The following is a 23,966-nucleotide window of genomic DNA, read 5'->3' on the forward strand; positions in this document are numbered from 1 at the left end:
TTATCCTCCTAAGAAAACATGATTTCTCTGATACATTATGATATTTTGATAGGAATCACGCCAAGAAAAAATCCGAATATGCGTTCGCTTTTTTCTTGGCAAATCCCTTCAAACAGGGTATAGTATATGTAGTGGTAACATAAAGGAGGAAAAAATAGAATGAGTGATCGTCAGGCAGCCTTAGATATGGCTCTTAAACAAATAGAAAAACAGTTCGGCAAAGGTTCCATTATGAAACTGGGAGAAAAGACAGATACAAGAATTTCTACTGTACCAAGCGGCTCCCTCGCTCTTGATACAGCACTGGGAATTGGCGGATATCCTCGCGGACGGATTATTGAAGTATACGGTCCTGAAAGCTCAGGTAAAACAACTGTGGCGCTTCATGCGATTGCTGAAGTTCAGCAGCAGGGCGGACAAGCCGCGTTTATCGATGCGGAGCATGCGTTAGATCCGGTATACGCGCAAAAGCTCGGTGTTAACATCGAAGAGCTTTTACTGTCTCAGCCTGACACAGGCGAGCAGGCGCTTGAAATTGCGGAAGCATTGGTTCGAAGCGGGGCAGTTGACATTGTCGTTGTCGACTCTGTAGCCGCTCTCGTTCCGAAAGCGGAAATTGAAGGCGACATGGGAGATTCGCATGTCGGTTTACAAGCACGCTTAATGTCTCAAGCGCTTCGTAAGCTTTCAGGGGCCATTAACAAATCGAAGACAATCGCGATTTTCATTAACCAAATTCGTGAAAAAGTCGGTGTTATGTTCGGGAACCCGGAAACAACACCTGGCGGCCGTGCGTTGAAATTCTATTCTTCCGTGCGTCTTGAAGTGCGCCGTGCTGAACAGCTGAAACAAGGCAACGACGTAATGGGGAACAAAACGAAAATCAAAGTCGTGAAAAACAAGGTGGCTCCGCCGTTCCGTACAGCCGAGGTTGACATTATGTACGGAGAAGGCATTTCAAAAGAAGGCGAAATCATTGATCTAGGAACTGAACTTGATATCGTGCAAAAAAGCGGTTCATGGTACTCTTATGAAGAAGAGCGTCTTGGCCAAGGCCGTGAAAATGCAAAACAATTCCTGAAAGAAAATAAAGATATCATGCTGATGATCCAGGAGCAAATTCGCGAACATTACGGCTTGGATAATAACGGAGTAGTGCAGCAGCAAGCTGAAGAGACACAAGAAGAACTCGAATTTGAAGAATAAAAATAAAATAAGTTTCAAATGATACAAAAGGCTGAGTGAAAAACTCAGCTTTTTTGTATTTTGCAAAAAAATGATAAAAATATTGCTTTTTTTGACAACTTTTTTAGGGCTTTATTCGTCTAACAAAACGTGTGCAAAATGGAATTTATTTTGGGAGGAAAAAATGAATGACAAGCCCAACCCGCAGAAGAACTGCGAAACGCAGACGGAGAAAACTAAATAAAAGAGGAAAACTGTTGTTTGGTCTTTTAGCAGTGATGGTTTGCATTACGATTTGGAATGCTCTTCATCGAAATAGTGAAGAAAACGAACCATCTCAAGAAACTGCAGCGGTTTCAAATACCGATCAGAAAAAAGAGGTCAAAAAGAAAACTGCCAAAAAATCAGAGGAACAAATCAAAACAGTGGATCGAAACCAAAAAATCAGCAATTATTTAAAAGAGATCGGTTTCAGCGGAACAGCCATGATTGTCAGAAATGGAGAAATCGTAACAAATAAAGGTTTTGGCTATGCTGACCGTAAACACTACATTCAAAATAATCCATTGACATCTTTTTATGTCGGTTCATCACAAAAAGCGCTGATTGCAACTGCTATTTTGCAGCTTGAGGAAAAGGGGAAACTTCAGACAAGTGATCCGATAAGCACATATTTACCTCATTTTCCCAACGGACAAACGATTACTTTGAAGAATCTGCTTACACATACATCGGGGATAAACGGACATATTGAAGGAAACGGCGCCATTACTCCGGACGATTTAATAAAAGATATAGAACTTCAGGGAATCAAACGTCAGCCGGGCGTATGGGACTACAAGGATTCCAACTATTCTGTTCTTGCTTATATTATTGCTGAAGTAAGCGGTGAGCCCTATGAACAGTACATAAAGAATCATATTTTTAAACCTGCGGGAATGACGCATGCAGGCTTTTACAAAACATATGAAAAAGAACCTTATCCTGCCGTCGGGTATAAGATGGAGGGCAGCAAAACAGTTACACCGTATATACCTGATTTATCCCAGCTGTATGGAGCGGGTGATATTTATATGAGCGCTATAGATATGTACAAATTTGACCAAGCGCTGATAGACGGAAAACTGTATTCGCAAAAAAGCTATGAAAAGATGTTTACGCCAGGGAGCAGCTCCACATACGGCATGGGATTTTATGTTGCTCCCGGAAGCTATTCAAACCATGGTGTTATGCCGGGCTTCAATATCTTGAACAGCTTTAGCAAATCTGGGCAAACCATTGTTATTTTGTTCTCAAACATTCAAAATAATGCTAAATTGGGCCAAGTGAACAATAAAATATACCAGCTTCTAAATCAAGAATGATTGGCGATCTTCTTTTGGATGAATTGCATTCGGCACGTGAAAAGAAGACTGGCCTGCAAACGTTAAGATGGCAAGCTTGACAAGTATTTCCGACACATTTACAATGAAGTTGTAACATTTGTTTTTTTAACATGATTGTTAAACCATTTAAACTTGACAAGGGCGATGAACACACTCATTCCCTGTGAAGGTTCTGTATGTTGAGAAAACTAGACAATGTACATGCCGACACTTTTTAAGCAACAACCAAGTTCATAGCAAGAGGAGGTGAAAGTATGACCCCAATTATGATGGTTCTCATCTCCATTTTGCTGATTCTACTCGGTTTAGTTGTTGGCTACTTTGTTCGTAAAACCATTGCCGAAGCGAAAATTGCGGGCGCACGCGGTGCAGCCGAGCAAATTCTTGAAGATGCGAAGCGTGATGCTGAAGCACTGAAAAAAGAAGCTCTGCTTGAAGCAAAGGATGAAATCCACAAACTTCGAATAGATGCTGAACAGGAAGTTCGTGAAAGACGAAATGAGCTTCAAAAACAAGAAAACCGTTTACTCCAAAAGGAGGAAAACCTTGATCGCAAACATGAGGGAATTGATAAACGGGAAGCGATGTTGGAGAAGAAAGATCATTCTCTGAATGAACGACAACAACATATTGAAGAGATGGAAAGCAAAGTGGATGAGATGATTCGTATGCAGCAGTCTGAGTTGGAACGAATTTCGAGTCTGACTCGTGACGAAGCGAAACAAATCATTCTTGAGCGGGTTGAAAACGAGCTTTCACATGACATCGCCATCATGACAAAAGAAACTGAAAACCGTGCGAAAGAAGAGGCGGATAAGAAAGCGAAAAACATTCTTTCACTCGCCTTACAGCGCTGCGCAGCGGACCACGTTGCCGAAACAACGGTATCAGTTGTCAATCTTCCAAATGATGAGATGAAAGGACGTATCATCGGACGGGAAGGGCGTAACATTCGTACGCTTGAAACGCTGACAGGAATTGACCTGATTATTGATGATACGCCTGAAGCTGTCATTCTTTCCGGATTTGATCCGATCAGACGTGAGACAGCCAGAATTGCTCTTGATAAACTCGTTCAGGATGGCCGTATTCATCCGGCACGGATTGAAGAAATGGTTGAAAAATCTCGCCGCGAGGTCGATGACTATATTCGTGAGATGGGTGAGCAAACGACATTTGAGGTTGGCGTTCATGGCCTCCACCCAGATCTCATCAAGATCCTCGGCCGCTTAAAGTTCCGTACAAGCTACGGTCAAAATGTGCTTAAGCATTCCATGGAAGTCGCATTCTTGGCCGGTCTAATGGCATCGGAGCTTGGTGAAGACGCAAAGCTTGCTAAACGTGCGGGTCTTCTTCACGACATCGGGAAAGCAATTGACCATGAAGTAGAAGGAAGCCACGTTGAGATCGGGGTAGAGCTTGCGACCAAATATAAAGAGCACCCAGTCGTGATTAACAGTATTGCATCACACCACGGGGACGAGGAGCCGACTTCCATTATTGCTGTACTGGTAGCTGCAGCAGATGCGCTTTCCGCTGCAAGACCTGGCGCAAGAAGTGAGACGCTCGAGAATTATATTCGAAGACTTGAAAAACTCGAAGAAATTTCTGAGTCCTACGAAGGTGTTGAAAAATCATTTGCCATTCAGGCTGGACGCGAAGTGCGAATTATGGTGAAGCCGGATTCAATTAATGATCTTGAGGCTCATCGACTGGCGCGAGATATCCGCAAGCGAATTGAGGACGAGCTCGATTATCCAGGTCATATTAAGGTGACAGTAATCAGAGAGACTCGAGCCGTAGAGTATGCAAAATAAAGTGATGCGCTAAGCATCACTTTATTTTTTTGACGGCAAGGAATTTTCAAGAAGAAAGGATTTACAAAATGAGAATTTTATTTATCGGAGATGTTGTCGGTTCACCGGGCCGTGACATGGTCAAAGAATATGTACCAAAGCTAAAAACAAAATATAAGCCTCACTTTACCATTATTAATGGTGAAAACGCCGCACATGGAAAAGGCCTGACGGAAAAAATTTATCACAGCTTAATCCAGTCCGGCGCAGATGCAATCACAATGGGGAACCACACATGGGACAAAAAAGAAATATTTGATTTTATAGATGACGTTCCGAACTTGGTTCGCCCGGCAAACTTTCCTGAAGGAACACCGGGGAAAGGGATCACATATGTGAAAGCAAACGGCAAAGAACTAGCAGTCATTAATTTGCAGGGACGTACGTTTTTGCCGCCGCTTGATGACCCGTTTTTAAAAGCGGATGAATTGATCGCAGAAGCTGCGAAAAGAACACCGTACATTTTTATTGACTTTCATGCCGAAGCGACAAGTGAAAAGCTCGCACTTGGCTGGTACACGGATGGACGGGCATCGGCTGTAGTAGGAACTCATACACACGTGCAAACAGCGGATAACCGCATTTTGCCGAAGGGAACGGCATATATTACTGATGTGGGAATGACTGGCCCGTATGACGGTATACTGGGGATGGACAGAGAGACGATTATTAAGCGATTCAAAACGAACCTTCCAGTCCGGTTTACTGTCGCTGAAGGAAAAACAACGCTCAGCGGAGTTGTCATTGACATTGACGATCAAACGAAAAAAGCCGTGAAAATTGAGCGTATTTTAATCAACGATGATCACATGTTCTTTGAATAGTTGAACATATGGTTATTTTATAAAAATATTAAAAAGAAAAGCAGGAATATAGCAACTCCTTAGTGAATATAGTAAAAATGGAAGGTAGCCCGCTATTTTTGAAAAGCATTGTGGGGATGGCTTTTTGGATAGCAACATCTAATAATGATTGTTCTAATGAACACTCACTTATCCATTGTAAAACTAAGGGGGAGCAGAAATGGAAATCTTAAAAGTTTCAGCAAAATCGAGTCCAAATTCAGTGGCAGGTGCGCTTGCAGGCGTGTTGAGAGAGCGAGGAGCCGCCGAGATTCAAGCGATCGGAGCGGGTGCATTAAACCAGGCTGTAAAAGCTGTGGCGATTGCCAGGGGATTTGTGGCGCCAAGCGGCGTTGATTTGATTTGTATTCCGGCTTTTACAGATATTCAAATCGATGGGGAAGAAAGAACAGCGATTAAATTAATCGTGGAGCCTCGCTAAAAACAAATAAAGCATTCTCAACCTGTTTGCGTAATGCAAACAGGTTGTTTTTCATTTATTGTGATATTTTCTCCCGATAGTATTTTTAGCACATAAATGAGCGAATATACAAAATCAGAAATGAGCTAAAACGTTTCAAAAAAAATTTCCGCCCATTTTTCAAGACAGATACTTTTGTCCTTCTGGAAAAGACAGTTCTGTTTACGCTTATTCCATATCATGGTACAATCCGAATATAACAAGAATTTTTCAAGGAGGATTGTACATGCAGAGTGGAAAGATGAAAGCTCTAATGAAAAAGGACGGGGCGTTCGGTGCTGTGCTGACTGAAGTTCCCATTCCTGAGATTGATAAACATGAAGTCCTCATAAAAGTGAAAGCCGCTTCCATATGCGGCACGGATGTCCACATTTATAATTGGGATCAATGGGCACGTCAGAGAATCAAAACACCCTATGTTTTCGGCCATGAGTTCAGCGGCATCGTAGAGGGCGTGGGAGAGAATGTCAGCAGTGTAAAAGTGGGAGAGTATGTGTCTGCGGAAACACACATTGTCTGTGGTGAATGTGTCCCTTGCCTAACAGGAAAATCTCATGTGTGTACCAATACTGCTATAATCGGAGTGGACACGGCAGGCTGTTTTGCGGAGTATGTAAAAGTTCCAGCTGATAACATTTGGAGAAATCCCGCTGATATGGACCCGTCGATTGCTTCCATTCAAGAGCCTTTAGGAAATGCAGTTCATACCGTACTCGAGAGCCAGCCTGCAGGAGGAACGACTGCAGTCATTGGATGCGGACCGATTGGTCTTATGGCTGTTGCGGTTGCAAAAGCAGCAGGAGCTTCTCAGGTGATAGCGATTGATAAGAATGAATACAGGCTGAGGCTTGCAAAACAAATGGGAGCGACTTGTACTGTTTCTATTGAAAAAGAAGACCCGCTCAAAATTGTAAGCGCTTTAACGAGTGGAGAAGGAGCAGATCTTGTTTGTGAGATGTCGGGCCATCCCTCAGCGATTGCCCAAGGTCTTGCGATGGCTGCGAATGGCGGAAGATTTCATATTCTCAGCTTGCCGGAACATCCGGTGACAATTGATTTGACGAATAAAGTGGTATTTAAAGGGCTTACCATCCAAGGAATCACAGGAAGAAAAATGTTTTCAACATGGCGCCAGGTGTCTCAGTTGATCAGTTCAAACATGATCGATCTTGCACCTGTTATTACCCATCAGTTTCCATTAGAGGAGTTTGAAAAAGGTTTCGAACTGATGAGAAGCGGGCAGTGCGGAAAAGTAATTTTAATTCCATAAAGGGGGATAAACATGACGAAGGAATTTGAGTTTTTAAAAGCAGAGCTTAATAGTATGAAAGAAAACCATACATGGCAAGACATAAAACAGCTTGAATCTATGCAGGGCCCATCTGTCACAGTGAATCACCAAAAAGTCATTCAGCTATCTTCTAATAATTACCTCGGATTCACTTCACATCCTAGACTCATCAACGCCGCACAGGAGGCCGTTCAGCAGTATGGAGCCGGCACCGGATCAGTGAGAACGATTGCGGGTACATTTACAATGCATCAAGAGCTTGAGAAAAAGCTGGCAGCCTTTAAAAAAACGGAGGCGGCACTTGTATTCCAATCAGGCTTCACAACAAACCAAGGCGTACTTTCAAGTATTCTATCAAAAGAGGACATTGTCATCTCAGATGAATTGAACCATGCCTCTATTATTGACGGAATTCGACTGACAAAGGCGGATAAAAAGGTGTATCAGCACGTCAATATGAGTGATTTAGAGCGGGTGCTGAGAAAGTCAATGAATTATCGGATGCGTCTGATTGTGACAGACGGCGTATTTTCCATGGATGGCAACATAGCTCCTCTGCCTGATATTGTAGAGCTCGCTGAGAAATATGACGCATTTGTGATGGTGGATGACGCCCATGCATCCGGAGTACTTGGCGAAAACGGCAGGGGAACGGTGAATCACTTCGGTCTTGACGGCAGAGTGCATATTCAGGTCGGAACATTAAGCAAGGCAATCGGAGTGCTCGGCGGCTACGCTGCAGGTTCAAAGGTGCTGATCGATTATTTGCGCCATAAAGGCCGTCCATTTTTATTCAGCACATCTCATCCGCCGGCAGTCACTGCAGCTTGTATGGAAGCGATTGATGTCTTGCTTGAAGAGCCGGAGCATATGGAGCGCTTGTGGGAGAATACTGCCTATTTTAAAGCAATGCTTGTGAAAATGGGTCTGACTCTCACGAAGAGTGAAACGCCGATTCTTCCTATTTTAATAGGTGATGAAGGTGTGGCAAAGCAATTTTCAGATCAGCTCCTTTCTCGCGGTGTTTTTGCCCAAAGTATCGTTTTCCCGACTGTAGCAAAGGGAAAAGCCAGAATTCGCACGATTATAACAGCAGAGCACACCAAAGATGAACTGGATCAGGCGCTTGATGTCATCGAAAAGACGGCAAAGGAGCTCCAGCTATTGTAACAAGAGGAAGAGTTTACTCTTCCTCTTTTGATTCCTTATTGATTATTATTCTCAATGAGTGTACAATGATAGGTTGCCAGTTGTGCAGAGCTTCAATAACCTTTATACTGAAGGGTGGAAGTTTGGTTTGAAAGGAGAAAATATGACATGAATGAAAAACAAAAATTAGAGAGCGGACAAGTTCATCCATCGGACAAAAAATCCGAGAAGGATTACAGCAAGTACTTTGAAGCTGTTTACATTCCGCCTTCTTTAAAAGACGCGAAAAAACGAGGCAAGGAAGCCGTTACTTATCATAATGACTTTAAAATTTCTGAACAATTTAAAGGATTGGGAGACGGAAGAAAGTTCTATATCCGTACGTACGGCTGCCAAATGAATGAACACGATACAGAGGTTATGGCAGGGATCTTTATGGCGCTCGGTTACGAAGCGACAAACTCTGTTGACGATGCCAATGTCATTTTGTTAAATACATGTGCAATCCGTGAAAATGCTGAAAACAAGGTGTTTGGTGAGCTCGGGCACTTAAAAGCACTGAAAAAAAACAATCCCGATCTGATTTTAGGCGTGTGCGGCTGTATGTCCCAAGAGGAATCAGTCGTGAACCGTATTTTGAAAAAACATCCGTTTGTCGATATGATTTTCGGAACGCATAACATTCATCGCCTGCCGGAGCTTTTGTCAGAAGCATACCTTTCAAAAGAAATGGTTGTAGAAGTTTGGTCTAAGGAAGGGGACGTTATTGAAAACCTTCCAAAAGTCCGAAATGGAAAAATTAAGGGCTGGGTCAATATCATGTACGGCTGTGACAAATTCTGTACGTATTGCATTGTGCCTTACACACGCGGAAAAGAAAGAAGCCGCCGCCCTGAGGATATCATTCAGGAAGTGAGAAGGCTCGCAAGTGAAGGCTATAAGGAAATTACTCTGTTAGGCCAAAACGTAAACGCGTATGGAAAAGACTTTGAAGATATGACGTACGGACTTGGTGATTTGATGGATGAACTGAGAAAAATCGATATCCCGAGAATCCGTTTTACAACGAGTCATCCGCGCGACTTTGACGACCGCCTCATTGAAGTGCTGGCAAAAGGCGGAAATCTGCTTGATCACATTCATCTTCCGGTTCAATCAGGAAGCTCAGAAGTTCTCAAGCTGATGGCCCGCAAATATGACAGAGAGCGTTACATGGAGCTGGTGCGAAAAATTAAAGAAGCAATGCCAAACGCTTCTTTGACAACGGACATTATCGTCGGATTTCCAAATGAAACGGACGAACAGTTTGAAGAAACGCTTTCTCTATACCGTGAAGTGGAGTTTGACAGCGCCTATACGTTCATTTACTCTCCGCGTGAAGGCACTCCGGCTGCTAAGATGAAAGATAATGTACCGATGCGTGTGAAAAAAGAACGCCTGCAGCGTCTAAACGCACTGGTGAATGAAATTTCTGCTAAAAAAATGAAGGAATACGAAGGCAAGGTTGTCGAAGTATTAGTTGAGGGTGAAAGCAAAAATAACCCTGATATTCTTGCTGGCTATACTGAAAAAAGCAAGCTTGTCAATTTCAAAGGGCCGAAGGAAGCCATCGGCAAAATCGTCCGCGTGAAAATCCAGCAAGCGAAAACATGGTCGCTTGACGGAGAAATGGTAGGAGAAGCAATCGAGGTGAAATGAGATGACGCTCTACTCAAAAAAAGACATTGTGCAGCAGGCTCGAAACCTTGCAAAAATGATTTCTGAAACAGAAGAGGTTGATTTTTTCAAACGGGCTGAAGCGCAAATCAATGAGAATGACAAAGTGTCCACAATCGTTAATCAGATTAAAGCCCTGCAAAAGCAGGCTGTCAATCTGAAGCATTATGAAAAGCATGAAGCGCTCAAACAAGTAGAAGCAAAAATTGACGCGCTGCAAGAAGAGCTTGAAGAGATTCCTGTTATCCAGGAATTCAGAGACTCGCAAATGGAAGTAAATGACCTACTGCAGCTCGTTGCACACACCATTTCCAACCAAGTCACAAATGAAATCATCACATCAACCGGAGGCGACCTGCTGAAAGGGGAAACCGGTTCAAAGGTGAAGCATTCAAATAACAGCTGTTCTCTCTAAACACGGTGCCTTTACAGGCCCGTGTTTTTTTATCATTTGTGCGGTTAAAAATGAACTAAATAATCTATGTACCAAATGTTCAATTGGTTTTTCTGTGCTCAGCCGCGTATAAACTTTATCGCACTTATAAGTAAAGTTTCTAGGCACCCCTGCATACAATGGAACAGAAACTTTGTATTTTTATATTTTATTTATAAAAATGCACACTAGACAAATGCCCAGCATAAGATAACACGAAGAAGAACAAGGAGGCATGCCGGAATGTCTGAATACAGGGAAATTATTACGAAGGCAGTAGTAGCGAAAGGCCGAAAATTCACCCAATGCACCAACACCATCTCGCCTGAGAAAAAACCGAGCAGCATTTTGGGTGGTTGGATTATTAACCACAAGTATGACGCTGAAAAAATTGGAAAAACGGTAGAAATTGAAGGGTATTATGATATAAACGTATGGTACTCTTACGCGGACAACACAAAGACAGAGGTTGTCACAGAACGGGTAAAATATGTAGATGTCATTAAACTCAGATACAGAGACAATAATTACTTAGATGATGAGCATGAAGTGATTGCCAAAGTGCTTCAGCAGCCAAACTGCCTTGAAGTGACCATTTCGCCGAATGGAAATAAAATCGTTGTGCAGGCAGAAAGAGAATTTTTGGCGGAAGTGGTAGGGGAAACAAAGGTAGTTGTTGAGGTCAATCCTGACTGGGAAGAGGATGACGAGGAAGATTGGGAAGATGAGCTTGATGAAGAGCTTGAAGACATCAACCCGGAGTTTTTAGTGGGAGATCCTGAAGAATAAAAAAGGGACTAGGGGAGACAGTACCCCCAAGTCTCTTTTTTATATTGATATATCATTCTTTTATCACTTTTTGTTTATGTTATAATGAAGGTTGGAAAATAGAAACGTTGATACATAGTGAGGGATTAAACAATGGCCGGTTATACGCCTATGATACAGCAATATTTAAAAATAAAGGCAGAGCACCAGGATGCCTTTTTATTTTTTCGCCTGGGTGATTTTTATGAAATGTTTTTTGAGGACGCCAAAAAAGCGTCACAAGAGCTGGAAATTACGTTAACGAGCAGAGACGGCGGTGCGGCTGAAAAAATACCGATGTGCGGTGTGCCGTATCATTCTGCTTCCGCGTATATCGAACAGCTTATTAAAAAAGGATACAAAGTGGCGATCTGTGAACAGACGGAAGATCCGAAAGCCGCAAAGGGCGTTGTGAAAAGAGAAGTAGTTCAGCTGATTACGCCCGGAACTGTAATGGACGGCAAAGGCATCCATGAGTCGGAAAATAATTTTATCGCATCTGTTTCAGCCTGCTCGAACGGATACGGACTTGCTCTGTCTGATTTAACAACGGGAGAAAATTTGGCTGTTTTGATTGAACGGCTTGAAGACGTCATATCAGAAATTTATTCAGTCGGCGCACGGGAAATCGTGGTTTCAGGAAGCTTGGATGCCGATACAGTGGCACAGCTGAGAGAGCGGTGCGGTGCAACGATTTCAATTGAAGACGGAGAAACAGACGAACACGTAACGATCATTGAGCACTTAAATAATGAAGATATAACAAAAACATTTCTGCGCTTATATACGTATTTGAAAAGAACCCAAAAGCGCAGCCTTGATCATCTTCAGCCCGTGCAGGTGTATGAGCTTGAGGAAGCGATGAAAATTGACTTGTACTCAAAGCGTAATCTGGAGCTGACCGAAACGATTCGTTCGAAAAATAAAAAAGGCTCCCTTTTGTGGCTGCTGGATGAAACAAAAACGGCAATGGGAGGCCGGCTACTTAAACAGTGGATTGACCGGCCGCTTATCAGAGTCAATCAAATCGAAGAGCGCCAAGAAATGGTGGAAACATTAATGTCCCATTTCTTTGAACGGGAAGATCTGCGTGAACGTTTAAAAGAAGTATATGACTTAGAACGCCTTGCCGGCCGCGTTGCATTCGGAAATGTCAATGCCCGGGATTTGATTCAGCTGAAGGAATCGTTAAAGCAAGTGCCTGGCATCAAACAGCTGGTTGCTTCACTGGCTCATGACAAGGCCAAGGAACGTGCAAAGCGCATTGACCCTTGCGGGGATGTACTTGAACTGCTGGAAGAAGCGCTGTACGAAAACCCTCCTTTATCGGTAAAAGAAGGGAACCTGATTAAAGATGGTTATAATCAAAAGCTTGATGAATATCGTGATGCAAGCAGAAACGGAAAAGACTGGATTGCCCGCCTGGAACAGCAGGAGCGGGAATACACAGGCATTCGCTCTTTAAAGGTCGGCTTTAATAAAGTTTTCGGTTATTACATTGAAGTGACAAAAGCAAACTTGCATTTGCTTGAGGAAGGGCGTTATGAGCGGAAGCAGACGTTAACCAATGCAGAGCGCTACATTACACCTGAATTAAAAGAAAAAGAAGCGCTCATTTTAGAGGCGGAAAATAACATCTGTGAGCTGGAGTACGAGCTGTTTACCGAGCTGCGCGAGAAAGTGAAGCAGTATATTCCGCGGCTGCAGCAGCTTGCAAAACAGATGAGCGAGCTGGACGCACTGCAATGCTTTGCGACAATCAGTGAAAATCGCCACTACACGAAACCAGAGTTCTCTAAAGATGAAGTCGAAGTGATTGAAGGCAGACACCCGGTTGTTGAAAAAGTCATGGACAGCCAGGAATATGTCCCGAACAACTGTATGATGGGCGATAACAGACAAATGCTTCTCATTACAGGTCCAAACATGTCAGGGAAAAGCACGTATATGAGACAAATCGCGCTCATTTCCATTATGGCGCAAATCGGCTGCTTTGTACCCGCGAAAAAAGCGGTGCTCCCGATTTTCGATCAAATTTTTACGCGAATCGGCGCTGCAGATGATTTGATTTCCGGACAAAGTACATTTATGGTAGAAATGCTTGAAGCGAAAAATGCGATTGTCAATGCGACGAAAAACAGCCTCATTCTGTTTGATGAAATCGGGCGGGGAACGTCCACTTATGACGGCATGGCGCTGGCACAGGCGATTATTGAATATGTTCACGATCATATCGGCGCCAAGACGCTGTTCAGCACACACTATCACGAGCTGACCGTTCTTGAGGACAAGCTGCCCCAGCTGAAAAACGTTCATGTTCGCGCTGAAGAATATAACGGAACGGTTGTCTTTCTTCATCAAATTAAAGAAGGTGCGGCTGATAAAAGCTATGGTATCCATGTAGCTCAGCTTGCCGAACTGCCGGGAGATCTGATTGCGCGCGCTCAAGATATTTTAAAAGAGCTTGAGCATTCAGGAAACAAACCGGAAGTGCCGGTGCAGAAACCTCAGGTGAAAGAAGAGCCGGCACAGCTGTCCTTTTTTGACGAAGCGGAAAAGCCGGCTGAAACACCAAAGCTTTCAAAAAAAGAAAAGCAAGTGATCGATGCTTTCAAATCACTTAATATACTGGATATGACACCGCTTGAAGCGATGAATGAAATGTACAAGCTGCAAAAGAAATTACATTAAAACGGGGTGATGAATGTGGCAAAAGTCATCCAACTGTCAGATGAGCTTTCAAATAAAATAGCGGCGGGCGAGGTTGTGGAACGGCCCGCCTCAGTCGTCAAAGAATTGGTGGAAAATGCGATCGACGCTGACAGCACAGTCATTGAAATCGATATTGAGGAAGCAGGCCTTGCATCCATTCGGGTCTTGGATAACGGCGAAGGAATGGAGAATGAAGATTGCAAGCGAGCTTTCCGGCGCCACGCAACGAGTAAAATAAAAGATGAAAATGATTTATTCAGGGTGAGAACGCTCGGTTTCAGGGGAGAAGCCCTGCCGAGTATCGCGTCAGTCTCTCATCTGGAGATTACAACAAGCACTGGTGAAGGAGCTGGGACGAAGCTCGTCCTCCAAGGAGGAAACATCATTTCCGAATCGCGTTCCTCAAGCAGGAAGGGAACTGAAATTGTCGTTTCCAACCTGTTTTTTAACACACCGGCCCGTTTGAAATATATGAAAACCGTTCATACAGAGCTTGGAAACATTACAGATGTGGTTAACCGTATTGCTCTGGCGCATCCAGAGGTATCGATCCGCCTGCGCCATCATGGGAAAAACCTGCTTCAAACGAACGGAAACGGAGATGTGCGCCATGTACTGGCAGCGATTTACGGCACGGCTGTCGCCAAAAAAATGCTTCCGCTGCATGTGAGCTCCTTGGATTTTGAAGTAAAGGGATATATCGCCCTCCCAGAGATTACACGGGCGTCGAGAAACTATATGTCGTCTGTGGTCAATGGCCGTTACATTAAAAATTTCCCGCTCGTCAAAGCGGTTCATGAAGGCTATCATACGCTTCTGCCGATCGGACGCCATCCGATTACTTTTATAGAAATTACGATGGACCCGATTTTAGTCGATGTCAACGTGCATCCATCGAAGCTTGAGGTCCGGCTCAGCAAGGAAACAGAGCTTCATGACTTAATACGTGACGGAATTAAAGATGTGTTTAAACAGCAGCAGCTGATTCCTAGTGCCCAGGTCCCGAAAAAATCAGCACCTGCCATCAAAAATGAGCAGCAGTTTATAACCTTTGATGAAAAGCCTCCGGAAAAAAAAGTTCCGGAAAAATCGACTGCGCCATCTTATTCACCGATGAAGCTCAGCTCAGTCGTAAAAGAGCCGGTTGATGCGGAGGAAAAATTGCCCCCTCTCCAATTTGATGCTCCTCCTATCGTTGATCAGGAACAAACCCTTGAGGTGTCCGATGTTTCAGCAGAACAGCCTGAAACATTTGAGCAGGAATGCCATGAGGAACAGCCGCAGCCAGCGTCTGATCGGGTTCCAATTATGTACCCGATTGGCCAGATGCACGGGACTTATATATTGGCACAAAACGAAAACGGCCTATATATTATCGACCAGCACGCCGCCCAAGAACGTATTAAATATGAGTACTTCCGTGAAAAGGTGGGGGAGGTTGAGCCTGAGGTGCAGGAGATGATTGTACCGCTGACGTTCCACTACTCCACAAATGAGGCTTTGATTATTGAACAGCACAAACAAGAGCTCGAAAGCGTCGGTGTCTTTTTAGAGTCATTCGGCTCTAACAGTTACATCGTCCGCTGCCACCCAGCCTGGTTTCCAAAGGGAGAAGAAGCAGAGCTTATAGAAGAAATCATTCAGCAGGTGCTCGACTCCAAAAATATAGATATTAAAAAACTTCGCGAGGAAGCGGCGATTATGATGAGCTGCAAAGGCTCCATCAAAGCAAATCGCCACCTCAGAAACGACGAAATCAAAGCGCTTCTGGACGACCTCCGAAGCACATCAGACCCATTTACATGCCCGCACGGCCGCCCGATCATCATTCACCACTCGACATATGAGATGGAAAAGATGTTCAAACGCGTGATGTAGCGGGGGTGGTAGGCATTGATCCATTCTCTGAATGGATCAATGCTTTTTTTGTACTCCTTCGAGTGTCAGATTATAAGAAACGGTTGTAAACGTGTGAGCAGTGTTAACGCATTATACTTCATGGTTCCTCCGTATAACAAAATTTCCATTTACAGGCAATTGGGATTAATGTATATTTTGGGTGAGGGGGTGGAAACATATGGCATGTGGTCCGAAGATCATTATCTTTTTGGATGAACTTGATGATCCAAATGTGAGAATCATTTTAGAATGCAGAATTTAAATTACAACATTGTGTTTTGCTCCCTGTTCGTGTGAACAGGGAGATTTTTTCGTTTATATAACTGGTGATGTCCAAATATAGGGTGTTATGAATTTTCCATATCTGCCATCGGCTTTAAGCTGCTTCTCTATTAGGCTGGTTATCAAAAGCAAGTTCAATGATAGCCATGAAAGCTGATATCACAACAAGCAAGACATCTGGAATATAAATAGACTGCATAAAGTAATCTGCAAAACAGATCGTTATAAGATTGCTGATAAAATACAGTATAAAAGCAAAAAGTGCAGTCTTTTTCAATGAAAGTGATTTTGCCAAAATGATAGAGATAATCTTTGTGAGTGGGTCTATGATTAAACCTACAGCAAAGCAGGCTAAAATAAATAAAGCTAATGTTTGATTGGAAGCGTATGTGATGCCAAGTATGGAGAATAAGCCTTTCATCCCGAAGAAAAAGCCGCCGAAGATGACTGCAAGCGCGATGGCCGCGATAAAAGTAATAGATACAATTCCGATTAATTTTGATCTCAGGTTAAAATCTTTAGAGTGCTCGTTCTGTTCTTTTTGGTTCATGTATGACACTCCCTTCACCTGCTTACTCATACAAACAGCACCCTTGAATCAGCCCAAAATATCTATAAGTCTGTTTTCTGACGAAAATAGTATAGCATATTTTAACAAAACCAAAAAAGGCCCTTTCCACTGGGGAAGGGCCTTTTTCATCATGTTAACTCCTGAGATTCGCCGAAGCTTTCTCTTTTTTTGGCCAAATAAAATAGCTGGCTGTAATGAGAAAGTCAATGCCTATAATGACAGTCCACAGTTTAAGAATGCCGCTCAACGCCTCGGTTCGGGAAGAGTCATTGATAAAATAGATCATCCCTGCCAATAGTCCCGCACCAATTAAGTAGGCCAGCACATGTCTTAGCCAGCCTTTCGCACCGTGCTTGGCATGGTCCATTCCAAAACGTTTCAGCGGTTTTGTTCCTTTTTTTGTCACATAATATTGAAACTTTTCATCTGCCCATTGAATCATTTGTTTCCCATAAGCGATCGATATACCGATGTAAACAGCTGCAATCCCATGGGCTGCGGTCGCTGAGGCTCCGCGGTAAAGGTCCACACCAGTTGCCGCTAACAAGATCAAATCGATAACTGGAGTTAAGGCAAGGAATAGCAGTCCTAATGTATGTCGTTTGAATACGTAGCGTACAGCAAGCCCCAAAACAATGACAACCCAAAACGCAATTTCACAGAAAACAATCATCCATGCGATACCGTTCAATCCATTCCCCTCTTTTCAATACAGTTGTATTATTTAAATAATATGTTACCATCTTTGTTTTTGTAACACAACTGTATTATAAAAATTGCCCTCTCATTTTTTTCTTGTTACAATAAAGCTATGCCAAAACAAATTGACCATGAGAAAAGAAGAAAACAAATTGCAGAAGCAACGTGGCGCGTCATTTTAGAACGAGGGATGGAGGGAGCATCAGCCAGAAATATTGCAAAGGAAGCAGGATTGTCATTAGGTGCGCTGCGCCATTATTTCTCTACACAGGATGAATTGCTTGCTTTTGCAATGAAACTTGTCCAAGAAAAGGTAACGGACCGAATTAAGGACATTGCAGTGAGGGATTTGCTCCCTAAGGAAAAAGTGTTGCAAATTTTGCTTGAAATGGTCCCAACGAATGAAGAAACGATTAGAGAGATGGAGGTTTGGTTTGCTTTTACTGCTTACGCCAGACATAAAAAGGATATGTTTGATGCGAGTCATGACGGGATTTTCAGCGGCATGCGGAATCTGATTGCCTATTTAGATGAATCCGATTTACTGAAGCAGAATGCTGATAAAGACATTGAAGCTGAGAGACTTTACGCGCTTGTTGACGGCTTGGCTTTACATGCCATGCTTGACCCTGTGCGCGTGAATAAAGACCGAATCAAGCGGGTCATTATGCAGCATGTAGAGTCAATTTGCGTGGAAGATACACGTGAGACACAAAAACGACATCCTTAAGGCACTAGTGCGAAAAGCGATTCTTGTTGGGCATGCGTCCAAAAGAGTCGCTTTTTTATTTTCAAAGAACAAGGATCTCTGAAAAAAATGGAAAACAATCATGCTGTTTGGTAAAGTGGAATGAAAGACGGACTGAGGGGTGAACACTGGTCCATCGTTTAAGAACTTTACATGATAGGGATGGTATAAATGAATCTTACTTACAAGGTGCATCCAATTAAAACAAGGTATCAGGGCTGGACGAATTATTGCTATATCATTGAAGATATTGTAAGCAGATCTGCAATTGTTGTTGATCCCTCATGGGAATTGAGTAAGATAACCACTACACTTTCCGAACTCGAAGCGGAATTAAAGGCAGTCGCATTGACACACTCTCATTATGATCATGTAAATCTGGTAGACCCGCTGACGAAGATGTTTAACGCTCAAGTTTATATGTCGAAAAAAGAAATTGATTATTATCAATTCCGATGCAGAAATTTAATTAGCCTAGATGATCATCAGACGATCAGCATAGGAAACACAAGAGCACAGTGCCTTCTCACACCGGGGCATACAGCCGGCGGAATGTGTTATTTGTTTTCTGAGAGTATTTTTACCGGAGATACGGTGTTTACAGAAGGGTGCGGCATATGTGAGGATGATGGCAGCTCTGCGGAAGAGATGTTTGATAGCATTCAAAGAATAAAGTCGGAGGTTTCACCCCATGTACGGGTGTATCCTGGTCACTCATTTGGCAAATCGCCCGGCCATTCGATAAAGGATCTTTATCAGCATAATATTTACTTTCAAATTGATAAGAAAGAATATTTTGTGAAATTTCGCACTCGTAAAAACCAAAAAGGTATTTTTGATTTTAAATAATCCTTCTGAATCTATTATCCTATTTTTCTTCGAATATCTAAATGATTTTTATTTTCGAAAATGATTACATAGAAGGTGTTATTTATTTTGAAAACTCATTTGAAAGAAAATGAAGCGCATTATCATGATATGGCGCCCTATATGTAATCCGGGTCTTTTTTCTTATGTTCTGTTATATCTCCTGATCCTTTATTCCTCAATGGAAAAAAGCAGAAAAACAATGGAGCAAACTGTAGGAAAAATTAACTTGACGGATAATATTTACAGAGGTTACCATCAACATGAACATGCTACTATTTATCCGGTCATCACTATTATAAAATCATACAGAAGTGAAACACATCTACTAATCGGAAGGGTGGCTTTGAGAGAATGATCACATATGTTTTTCCAGGTCAGGGTTCACAAAAACAGGGAATGGGCAGCGGCCTATTCGATGAATTTAAAGAACTGACGGATCAGGCAGATGAGATCTTAGGATATTCTATCAAACGTCTTTGCCTGGAAAATCCTTATTCCAATTTAAACAAAACGCAATTTACTCAGCCGGCATTATATGTGGTAAACGCACTAAGCTATCTGAAAAAAATCAGGGATGAAGAAGTTAAACCTGACTTTGTCGCCGGGCACAGCTTGGGTGAATACAATGCGTTATTTGCAGCTGAAGCCTTTGATTTTGAGACAGGTTTACAGCTTGTCAGAAAAAGAGGCGAGCTGATGAGTCTGATAAGCAACGGCGGTATGGCAGCTGTTATGGGACTAAATGAAGAGCAGGTTGCAAAGGCTCTGAAAGAATATCATTTACATGATGTTGATATCGCTAATGTGAATGCCCCATATCAAATTGTAATTTCAGGAAAAAAAGATGAGATTGAAAAAGCCGCATCTCTTTTTGAAACGATGACTGAAGTTACAATGGTACTCCCCTTAAACGTAAGCGGCGCGTTTCATTCCAGATACATGAATAAAGCAAAAGAAGAATTCGAGGAGTTCCTTCATGCCTTTTATTTTTCGCCTCCGTCTATCCCGGTTATTTCTAATGTGTATGCCAAACCGTATACATACGAATTCATGAAACAGACGCTGGCTGATCAAATTAATCATTCAGTGAAATGGACTGACAGCATAAGCTACTTAATGAAAAAAGGCCATATGGAGTTTGAGGAGGTAGGGCCTGGAAATGTTTTAACTGGGTTAATTCATCGCATAAAGAAAGATGCGGAAGCAATGCCCCGCTAAAGCATTTGCCCCTATGGCCATGTATCTCATCAATCAGGTCTAAACACAGATTTCCTTTCATTTAAGGTATAAAGTTTTAAAGATTCAATCGTTCGATTGACACTGTTTCTAATTGAATAACTTTATATACTGTTACATAAAGAGGCTGATAAATTAAGTTAGACATTTGAACTATGTCAGCCGGTCTGTCAAACCATCGCTCCCACATCTAGATGGTCCATTTTTAAACCGCACCCACCAATCATAGAGTCGATGTTCTTTGCTGATCCTGTTATCATGTTACATCAATTTTGAGATATCAACATACATCTACGATCACGTCATAAATGAACCGCATCCAGAGCACCAATAGCAATCCTTCCAAGTTGAATCTCCTTTACTTTTTCACATATGTCTTTTCCATTTATTAATTTCATTTCAATCGCTGCTATGTGCTTTAACAACATGCATGGAAATGAGAAATCCAATAGCCGTCATAAATATAAAAAAAGAAGGTTATACACATGAATGAACCGCTTGTTTTTATGTTTTCCGGGCAAGGTTCCCAATACTATCACATGGGGAAAGAACTATTTAAGGAAAATACCGTGTTTCGCCAATCAATGCTTGAAATGGATGCCATTGCAGCACGGCGAATCGGCACATCCATTGTTGAAGAAATCTACCATCCAGGTAAACGTGTGTCAGATCCGTTTGACAGTATTCTTTTTTCCCACCCCGCCATTTTTATGATTGAGTATTCCTTATATAAGGTTTTGGAAGACAGGGGAATTTATCCTGATTACGTATTGGGATCAAGTCTGGGAGAATTCGCAGCAGCGGCAGTTTCTGGTGTGTCAGACGCAGAGGATATGCTGGATTGCATACTTGAACAGGCTATTATCATCCAGAATTCCTGCGATAAAGGAAAAATGCTGGCCATTCTTGACAAACCGCAATTGCTGAATGATCATCCGCAACTGTTTGGAAATAGTGAACTCATTTCTATCAATTATGATTCGCACTTCGTCATTTCTGGTGAAGAAGATCATATAAGGAAGATTATGGAGGATTTAAAGGAGAAGCAGATTCTTTGCCAGCTGCTTCCTGTGTCCTATGCCTTTCATTCTTCGCTTATTGATCCGGCAGAGAGTGCCTATGCAGAATTTTTAAGATCAAAATCTTTTCAAAAACCGTCAATACCGATTGTATCGAGCTTAACGGGAAGCTGCCTTCACGTAATGGACGAGAATTTCTTTTGGAATGCGGTCAGAAAGCCAATGATGTTTCGTGAAGCGATTCGATATTTGGAAAGCCAGCATACATGCAAGTTTATCGATTTAGGGCCATCCGGCACCTTAGCTGCTTTTGTGAAACAGCTGATTCCGGGTGATTCAGCTGACCGTTGCTGCTCAATCATAACACCATTTCATCAGGAGCTGAAAAATCTGAATACGGTTGAGTATTTCCGTACACCAGAAAGGAAGTTTACAAGATGATTACATATGTCTTTCCAGGGCAAGGCTCCCAGCAAAAGGGGATGGGACAAGGGCTATTTGAACAGTATCAGCATTTGACAGATCAAGCAGATCAAATATTGGGCTATTCAATAGAGAAGCTATGTACCGAAAAATCATATCTGGATGTAAATCATACTGAATACACGCAGCCGGCTTTGTATGTTGTTAATGCACTCAGTTACTTGAAGAGAGTGGAGGAGACCGGCAGAAAACCTGATTTTGCGGCAGGACACAGCTTAGGAGAATACAATGCGCTGATGGCAGCCGGTGCATTTGATTTTGAAACCGGATTAAGGCTCGTCAAAAAAAGAGGAGAATTGATGGGACGAATTACAGGGGGCGGAATGGCTGCTGTGATCGGCCTGAGTAAGGAACAAGTTACAGCCGTTTTAGAAGAGCACCGTCTTTATGACATTGATGTGGCAAATGAAAATACGCCCCAGCAAATTGTGATTTCTGGCCCGAAAAAAGAGATTGAAAAAGCTCGGGCTGTTTTTGAAAACACCAAGGATGTAAAGCTGTTTCATCCATTAAATGTGAGCGGAGCTTTTCATTCCAGATATATGAATGAAGCCAAACAGGTATTTAAGCAATATATTGACTCATTCCAGTTTGCACCTTTGGCGATCCCGGTTATCTCCAATGTCTACGCAGAGCCATACCATCAAGACAGATTAAAAGATACATTATCTGAACAAATGGACAACACAGTGAAATGGACGGACAGCATTCGTTTTCTGATGGGAAGAGGAGAAATGGAGTTTGCAGAGATTGGGCCTGGAACTGTTTTAACCGGTCTCATTCATCGGATTAAAAATGAAGCTGAACCATTGACATATATACCGAAAAAGAACCCCGCGATCAGTGCGCATCTAAAGGAGCAACGCAATGTTCAAGCCGGGATTACGGCAGAATCTTTAGGAAGTGCTGAATTTAAACAAGATTATCATCTTACATATGCTTATCTTGCAGGAGGAATGTACCGCGGCATTGCTTCGAAAGAAATGGTAGTAAAGCTGTCAAGAGCGGGAATGATGGGGTTCTTTGGCACAGGAGGTCTGAGCCTGAAAGAGGTTGAAGATGCGATCCATGCTATACAAGGTGAATTAGGAAAAGGACAAGCCTACGGCATCAATCTGGTCCACAATATGAAACATACTGAATCAGAAGAAAAAATGATCGATCTTTTATTGAGGAATCAAGTGAGCATTGTGGAGGCTTCAGCATTTTTAAGTGTCACTCCTGTATTAGTAAGGTATCGCGCAAAAGGAGTGAAACGAAATCAAAATGGTGACGTTATATGCTCAAATCGTCTCATAGCAAAAATATCACGGCCGGAAGTTGCAGAATCATTTCTGAGTCCTGCGCCTGAGAATATGCTGCAAAAGCTTTTAGGAGAAAATAAAATCACTATGAACGAAGCTGAGTTGTTGCGGTGCATTCCGATGGCTGACGATATTTGTGTAGAAGCTGATTCAGGCGGTCATACAGATGGCGGTGTGGCATACAGCCTGATGCCGGCGATGACATCTTTAAGAGATGAAATGATGAAAAAATATCAATACCGGAAAAAAATAAGAGTTGGTGCAGCTGGAGGAATTGGAACACCTGAGGCAGCGATGGCGGCTTTTATGCTAGGGGCTGATTTTATTCTAACAGGCTCAATCAATCAATGTACGGTTGAGGCGGCAACAAGTGATAAAGTAAAGGATTTGCTTCAGCAGATGAATGTACAAGATACAGCCTATGCGCCTGCAGGTGATATGTTTGAATCGGGCAGTAAAGTGCAGGTGCTAAAGAAAGGCGTGTTCTTTCCCGCACGGGCAAACAAGTTATATGAACTGTATCAGCGGTATGGGTCTATACGTGAGCTGGATGCAAAGATGCTGGCCCAGCTTGAGGAGAAATACTTTAAACGCAGTATAGAAGACATATATAAAGATATTGCATTGCATTATCCCGCGGCAGACATTGAGAAGGCTGAACAAAACCCGAAGCATAAAATGGCTTTGATTTTCCGATGGTACTTCAGATACAGTTCAAAATTGGCAATCAGCGGAAGCGAACATTCGAAGGTCGATTATCAAATTCACTGCGGTCCCGCGCTGGGAGCCTTTAATCAATGGGTTAAAGGGTCGCAATTAGAAAATTGGCGAAACCGCCATGTGGATGAAATCGGGAAAAAATTAATGACAGAAACGGCAGTATTGCTTCATGAACGGATGCAATCGATGTATCAGCCGTCGCATGAAACAGACAACATAAAAATAAAAGTTTGAATATTATGAAAATATACCTATAAAAATCATTAAAATAATCCCTT

At 42.5% G+C, this 23,966-nt stretch carries 20 protein-coding genes; 18 read left to right on the plus strand and 2 right to left on the minus strand.

From position 1 onward, the window contains the following. The first annotated feature begins 159 nt into the window (after window positions 1-159). From recA to mutL, 12 genes are all read left to right on the plus strand, one after another. Entirely contained in the window at window positions 160-1,206 is a 1,047-nt protein-coding gene (gene recA, locus MHB62_RS09000; RefSeq protein ID WP_003245789.1) for a recombinase RecA, read from the plus strand. A 167-nt stretch (window positions 1,207-1,373) separates the two neighbouring features. Next, window positions 1,374-2,549, plus strand: a complete 1,176-nt coding sequence (locus MHB62_RS09005) for a serine hydrolase (RefSeq protein WP_032721572.1) — start codon at window positions 1,374-1,376, stop codon at window positions 2,547-2,549. Between the two features lie 275 nt (window positions 2,550-2,824). Then, a complete protein-coding gene (rny, locus tag MHB62_RS09010; protein ID WP_003221010.1) occupies window positions 2,825-4,387 on the plus strand; it encodes a ribonuclease Y in 1,563 nt (520 codons plus the stop codon). A 68-nt stretch (window positions 4,388-4,455) separates the two neighbouring features. Next, on the plus strand, window positions 4,456-5,250 hold the full coding sequence (gene ymdB / locus MHB62_RS09015; protein ID WP_003245138.1) for a 2',3'-cyclic-nucleotide 2'-phosphodiesterase: 795 nt from the start codon (window positions 4,456-4,458) through the stop codon (window positions 5,248-5,250). A 199-nt stretch (window positions 5,251-5,449) separates the two neighbouring features. After that, the gene (gene spoVS / locus MHB62_RS09020) at window positions 5,450-5,710 is read left to right on the plus strand and encodes a stage V sporulation protein SpoVS (protein ID WP_003154135.1); all 261 of its coding nucleotides are present in this window, start codon (window positions 5,450-5,452) and stop codon (window positions 5,708-5,710) included. Window positions 5,711-5,975: 265 nt separating this feature from the next. Further along, on the plus strand, window positions 5,976-7,019 hold the full coding sequence (tdh, locus tag MHB62_RS09025) for an L-threonine 3-dehydrogenase (RefSeq protein WP_003244880.1): 1,044 nt from the start codon (window positions 5,976-5,978) through the stop codon (window positions 7,017-7,019). A 12-nt stretch (window positions 7,020-7,031) separates the two neighbouring features. Continuing rightward, the gene (locus MHB62_RS09030; RefSeq protein WP_003231837.1) at window positions 7,032-8,210 is read left to right on the plus strand and encodes a glycine C-acetyltransferase; all 1,179 of its coding nucleotides are present in this window, start codon (window positions 7,032-7,034) and stop codon (window positions 8,208-8,210) included. Window positions 8,211-8,357: 147 nt separating this feature from the next. Beyond that, window positions 8,358-9,887, plus strand: a complete 1,530-nt coding sequence (gene miaB / locus MHB62_RS09035) for a tRNA (N6-isopentenyl adenosine(37)-C2)-methylthiotransferase MiaB (RefSeq protein WP_003244831.1) — start codon at window positions 8,358-8,360, stop codon at window positions 9,885-9,887. Window position 9,888: 1 nt separating this feature from the next. Further along, window positions 9,889-10,320, plus strand: coding sequence for a regulatory iron-sulfur-containing complex subunit RicA (ricA, locus tag MHB62_RS09040; RefSeq protein ID WP_003231834.1), 432 nt, complete (start codon window positions 9,889-9,891; stop codon window positions 10,318-10,320). A gap of 261 nt (window positions 10,321-10,581) precedes the next feature. Further along, window positions 10,582-11,127 (plus strand): outer spore coat protein CotE, encoded by a 546-nt coding sequence (gene cotE / locus MHB62_RS09045; RefSeq protein WP_003231833.1) that lies wholly within the window; start codon window positions 10,582-10,584, stop codon window positions 11,125-11,127. A gap of 132 nt (window positions 11,128-11,259) precedes the next feature. Then, complete coding sequence (gene mutS, locus MHB62_RS09050) at window positions 11,260-13,836, plus strand: DNA mismatch repair protein MutS (RefSeq protein WP_003244841.1); 2,577 nt, start codon at window positions 11,260-11,262, stop codon at window positions 13,834-13,836. A gap of 15 nt (window positions 13,837-13,851) precedes the next feature. Next, window positions 13,852-15,735: a DNA mismatch repair endonuclease MutL gene (mutL, locus tag MHB62_RS09055; RefSeq protein WP_003245099.1), complete on the plus strand. Its 1,884-nt coding sequence runs from the start codon at window positions 13,852-13,854 to the stop codon at window positions 15,733-15,735. A 397-nt stretch (window positions 15,736-16,132) separates the two neighbouring features. Here the strand turns inward: mutL and MHB62_RS09060 are convergent, their stop codons facing one another. Further along, window positions 16,133-16,588 (minus strand): regulatory YrvL family protein, encoded by a 456-nt coding sequence (locus tag MHB62_RS09060; RefSeq protein WP_003231830.1) that lies wholly within the window; start codon window positions 16,586-16,588, stop codon window positions 16,133-16,135. A 154-nt stretch (window positions 16,589-16,742) separates the two neighbouring features. After that, entirely contained in the window at window positions 16,743-17,300 is a 558-nt protein-coding gene (locus MHB62_RS09065) for a hypothetical protein (protein WP_003245720.1), read from the minus strand. Between the two features lie 120 nt (window positions 17,301-17,420). Here MHB62_RS09065 and MHB62_RS09070 point away from each other — a divergent pair, with 120 nt between their 5' ends. The 6 genes from MHB62_RS09070 to fabD (MHB62_RS09095) all read left to right on the plus strand — a co-directional run bounded on the left by MHB62_RS09070 (window position 17,421) and on the right by fabD (MHB62_RS09095) (window position 23,922). After that, window positions 17,421-18,038, plus strand: a complete 618-nt coding sequence (locus tag MHB62_RS09070) for a TetR/AcrR family transcriptional regulator (protein WP_003231827.1) — start codon at window positions 17,421-17,423, stop codon at window positions 18,036-18,038. 189 nt (window positions 18,039-18,227) lie between these two features. Beyond that, window positions 18,228-18,905: an MBL fold metallo-hydrolase gene (locus tag MHB62_RS09075; RefSeq protein ID WP_003231824.1), complete on the plus strand. Its 678-nt coding sequence runs from the start codon at window positions 18,228-18,230 to the stop codon at window positions 18,903-18,905. 109 nt (window positions 18,906-19,014) lie between these two features. Further along, window positions 19,015-19,281 carry a hypothetical protein gene (locus tag MHB62_RS09080; protein WP_019712693.1) on the plus strand — a complete coding sequence of 89 codons (267 nt, stop codon included), beginning with the start codon at window positions 19,015-19,017 and terminating at the stop codon, window positions 19,279-19,281. Continuing rightward, window positions 19,278-20,144, plus strand: coding sequence for an ACP S-malonyltransferase (gene fabD, locus MHB62_RS09085; RefSeq protein ID WP_003231821.1), 867 nt, complete (start codon window positions 19,278-19,280; stop codon window positions 20,142-20,144). Before MHB62_RS09080 ends, fabD (MHB62_RS09085) begins: the two co-directional genes overlap by 4 nt. A 503-nt stretch (window positions 20,145-20,647) precedes the next feature. Beyond that, entirely contained in the window at window positions 20,648-21,622 is a 975-nt protein-coding gene (locus MHB62_RS09090) for an acyltransferase domain-containing protein (protein WP_003231814.1), read from the plus strand. After that, the gene (fabD, locus tag MHB62_RS09095) at window positions 21,619-23,922 is read left to right on the plus strand and encodes an ACP S-malonyltransferase (RefSeq protein WP_003231811.1); all 2,304 of its coding nucleotides are present in this window, start codon (window positions 21,619-21,621) and stop codon (window positions 23,920-23,922) included. Before MHB62_RS09090 ends, fabD (MHB62_RS09095) begins: the two co-directional genes overlap by 4 nt. Window positions 23,923-23,966: the final 44 nt, after the last annotated feature.

Origin of the sequence: Bacillus sp. FSL K6-0255 (genome assembly GCF_045040725.1) — a bacterium.
Taxonomy (GTDB): Bacteria; Bacillota; Bacilli; order Bacillales; family Bacillaceae; genus Bacillus; species Bacillus subtilis.

Coding starts and splice junctions, on each gene's coding strand:
- recA (WP_003245789.1), top strand. CDS start 160: ATGAGTGATCGTCAGGCAGCCTTAGATATGGCTCTTAAACAAATAGAA.
- MHB62_RS09005 (WP_032721572.1), top strand. CDS start 1,374: ATGACAAGCCCAACCCGCAGAAGAACTGCGAAACGCAGACGGAGAAAA.
- rny (WP_003221010.1), top strand. CDS start 2,825: ATGACCCCAATTATGATGGTTCTCATCTCCATTTTGCTGATTCTACTC.
- ymdB (WP_003245138.1), top strand. CDS start 4,456: ATGAGAATTTTATTTATCGGAGATGTTGTCGGTTCACCGGGCCGTGAC.
- spoVS (WP_003154135.1), top strand. CDS start 5,450: ATGGAAATCTTAAAAGTTTCAGCAAAATCGAGTCCAAATTCAGTGGCA.
- tdh (WP_003244880.1), top strand. CDS start 5,976: ATGCAGAGTGGAAAGATGAAAGCTCTAATGAAAAAGGACGGGGCGTTC.
- MHB62_RS09030 (WP_003231837.1), top strand. CDS start 7,032: ATGACGAAGGAATTTGAGTTTTTAAAAGCAGAGCTTAATAGTATGAAA.
- miaB (WP_003244831.1), top strand. CDS start 8,358: ATGAATGAAAAACAAAAATTAGAGAGCGGACAAGTTCATCCATCGGAC.
- ricA (WP_003231834.1), top strand. CDS start 9,889: ATGACGCTCTACTCAAAAAAAGACATTGTGCAGCAGGCTCGAAACCTT.
- cotE (WP_003231833.1), top strand. CDS start 10,582: ATGTCTGAATACAGGGAAATTATTACGAAGGCAGTAGTAGCGAAAGGC.
- mutS (WP_003244841.1), top strand. CDS start 11,260: ATGGCCGGTTATACGCCTATGATACAGCAATATTTAAAAATAAAGGCA.
- MHB62_RS09060 (WP_003231830.1), bottom strand. CDS start 16,588: ATGAACCAAAAAGAACAGAACGAGCACTCTAAAGATTTTAACCTGAGA.
- MHB62_RS09070 (WP_003231827.1), top strand. CDS start 17,421: ATGCCAAAACAAATTGACCATGAGAAAAGAAGAAAACAAATTGCAGAA.
- MHB62_RS09075 (WP_003231824.1), top strand. CDS start 18,228: ATGAATCTTACTTACAAGGTGCATCCAATTAAAACAAGGTATCAGGGC.
- MHB62_RS09080 (WP_019712693.1), top strand. CDS start 19,015: ATGAAGCGCATTATCATGATATGGCGCCCTATATGTAATCCGGGTCTT.
- fabD (WP_003231821.1), top strand. CDS start 19,278: ATGATCACATATGTTTTTCCAGGTCAGGGTTCACAAAAACAGGGAATG.
- MHB62_RS09090 (WP_003231814.1), top strand. CDS start 20,648: ATGAATGAACCGCTTGTTTTTATGTTTTCCGGGCAAGGTTCCCAATAC.
- fabD (WP_003231811.1), top strand. CDS start 21,619: ATGATTACATATGTCTTTCCAGGGCAAGGCTCCCAGCAAAAGGGGATG.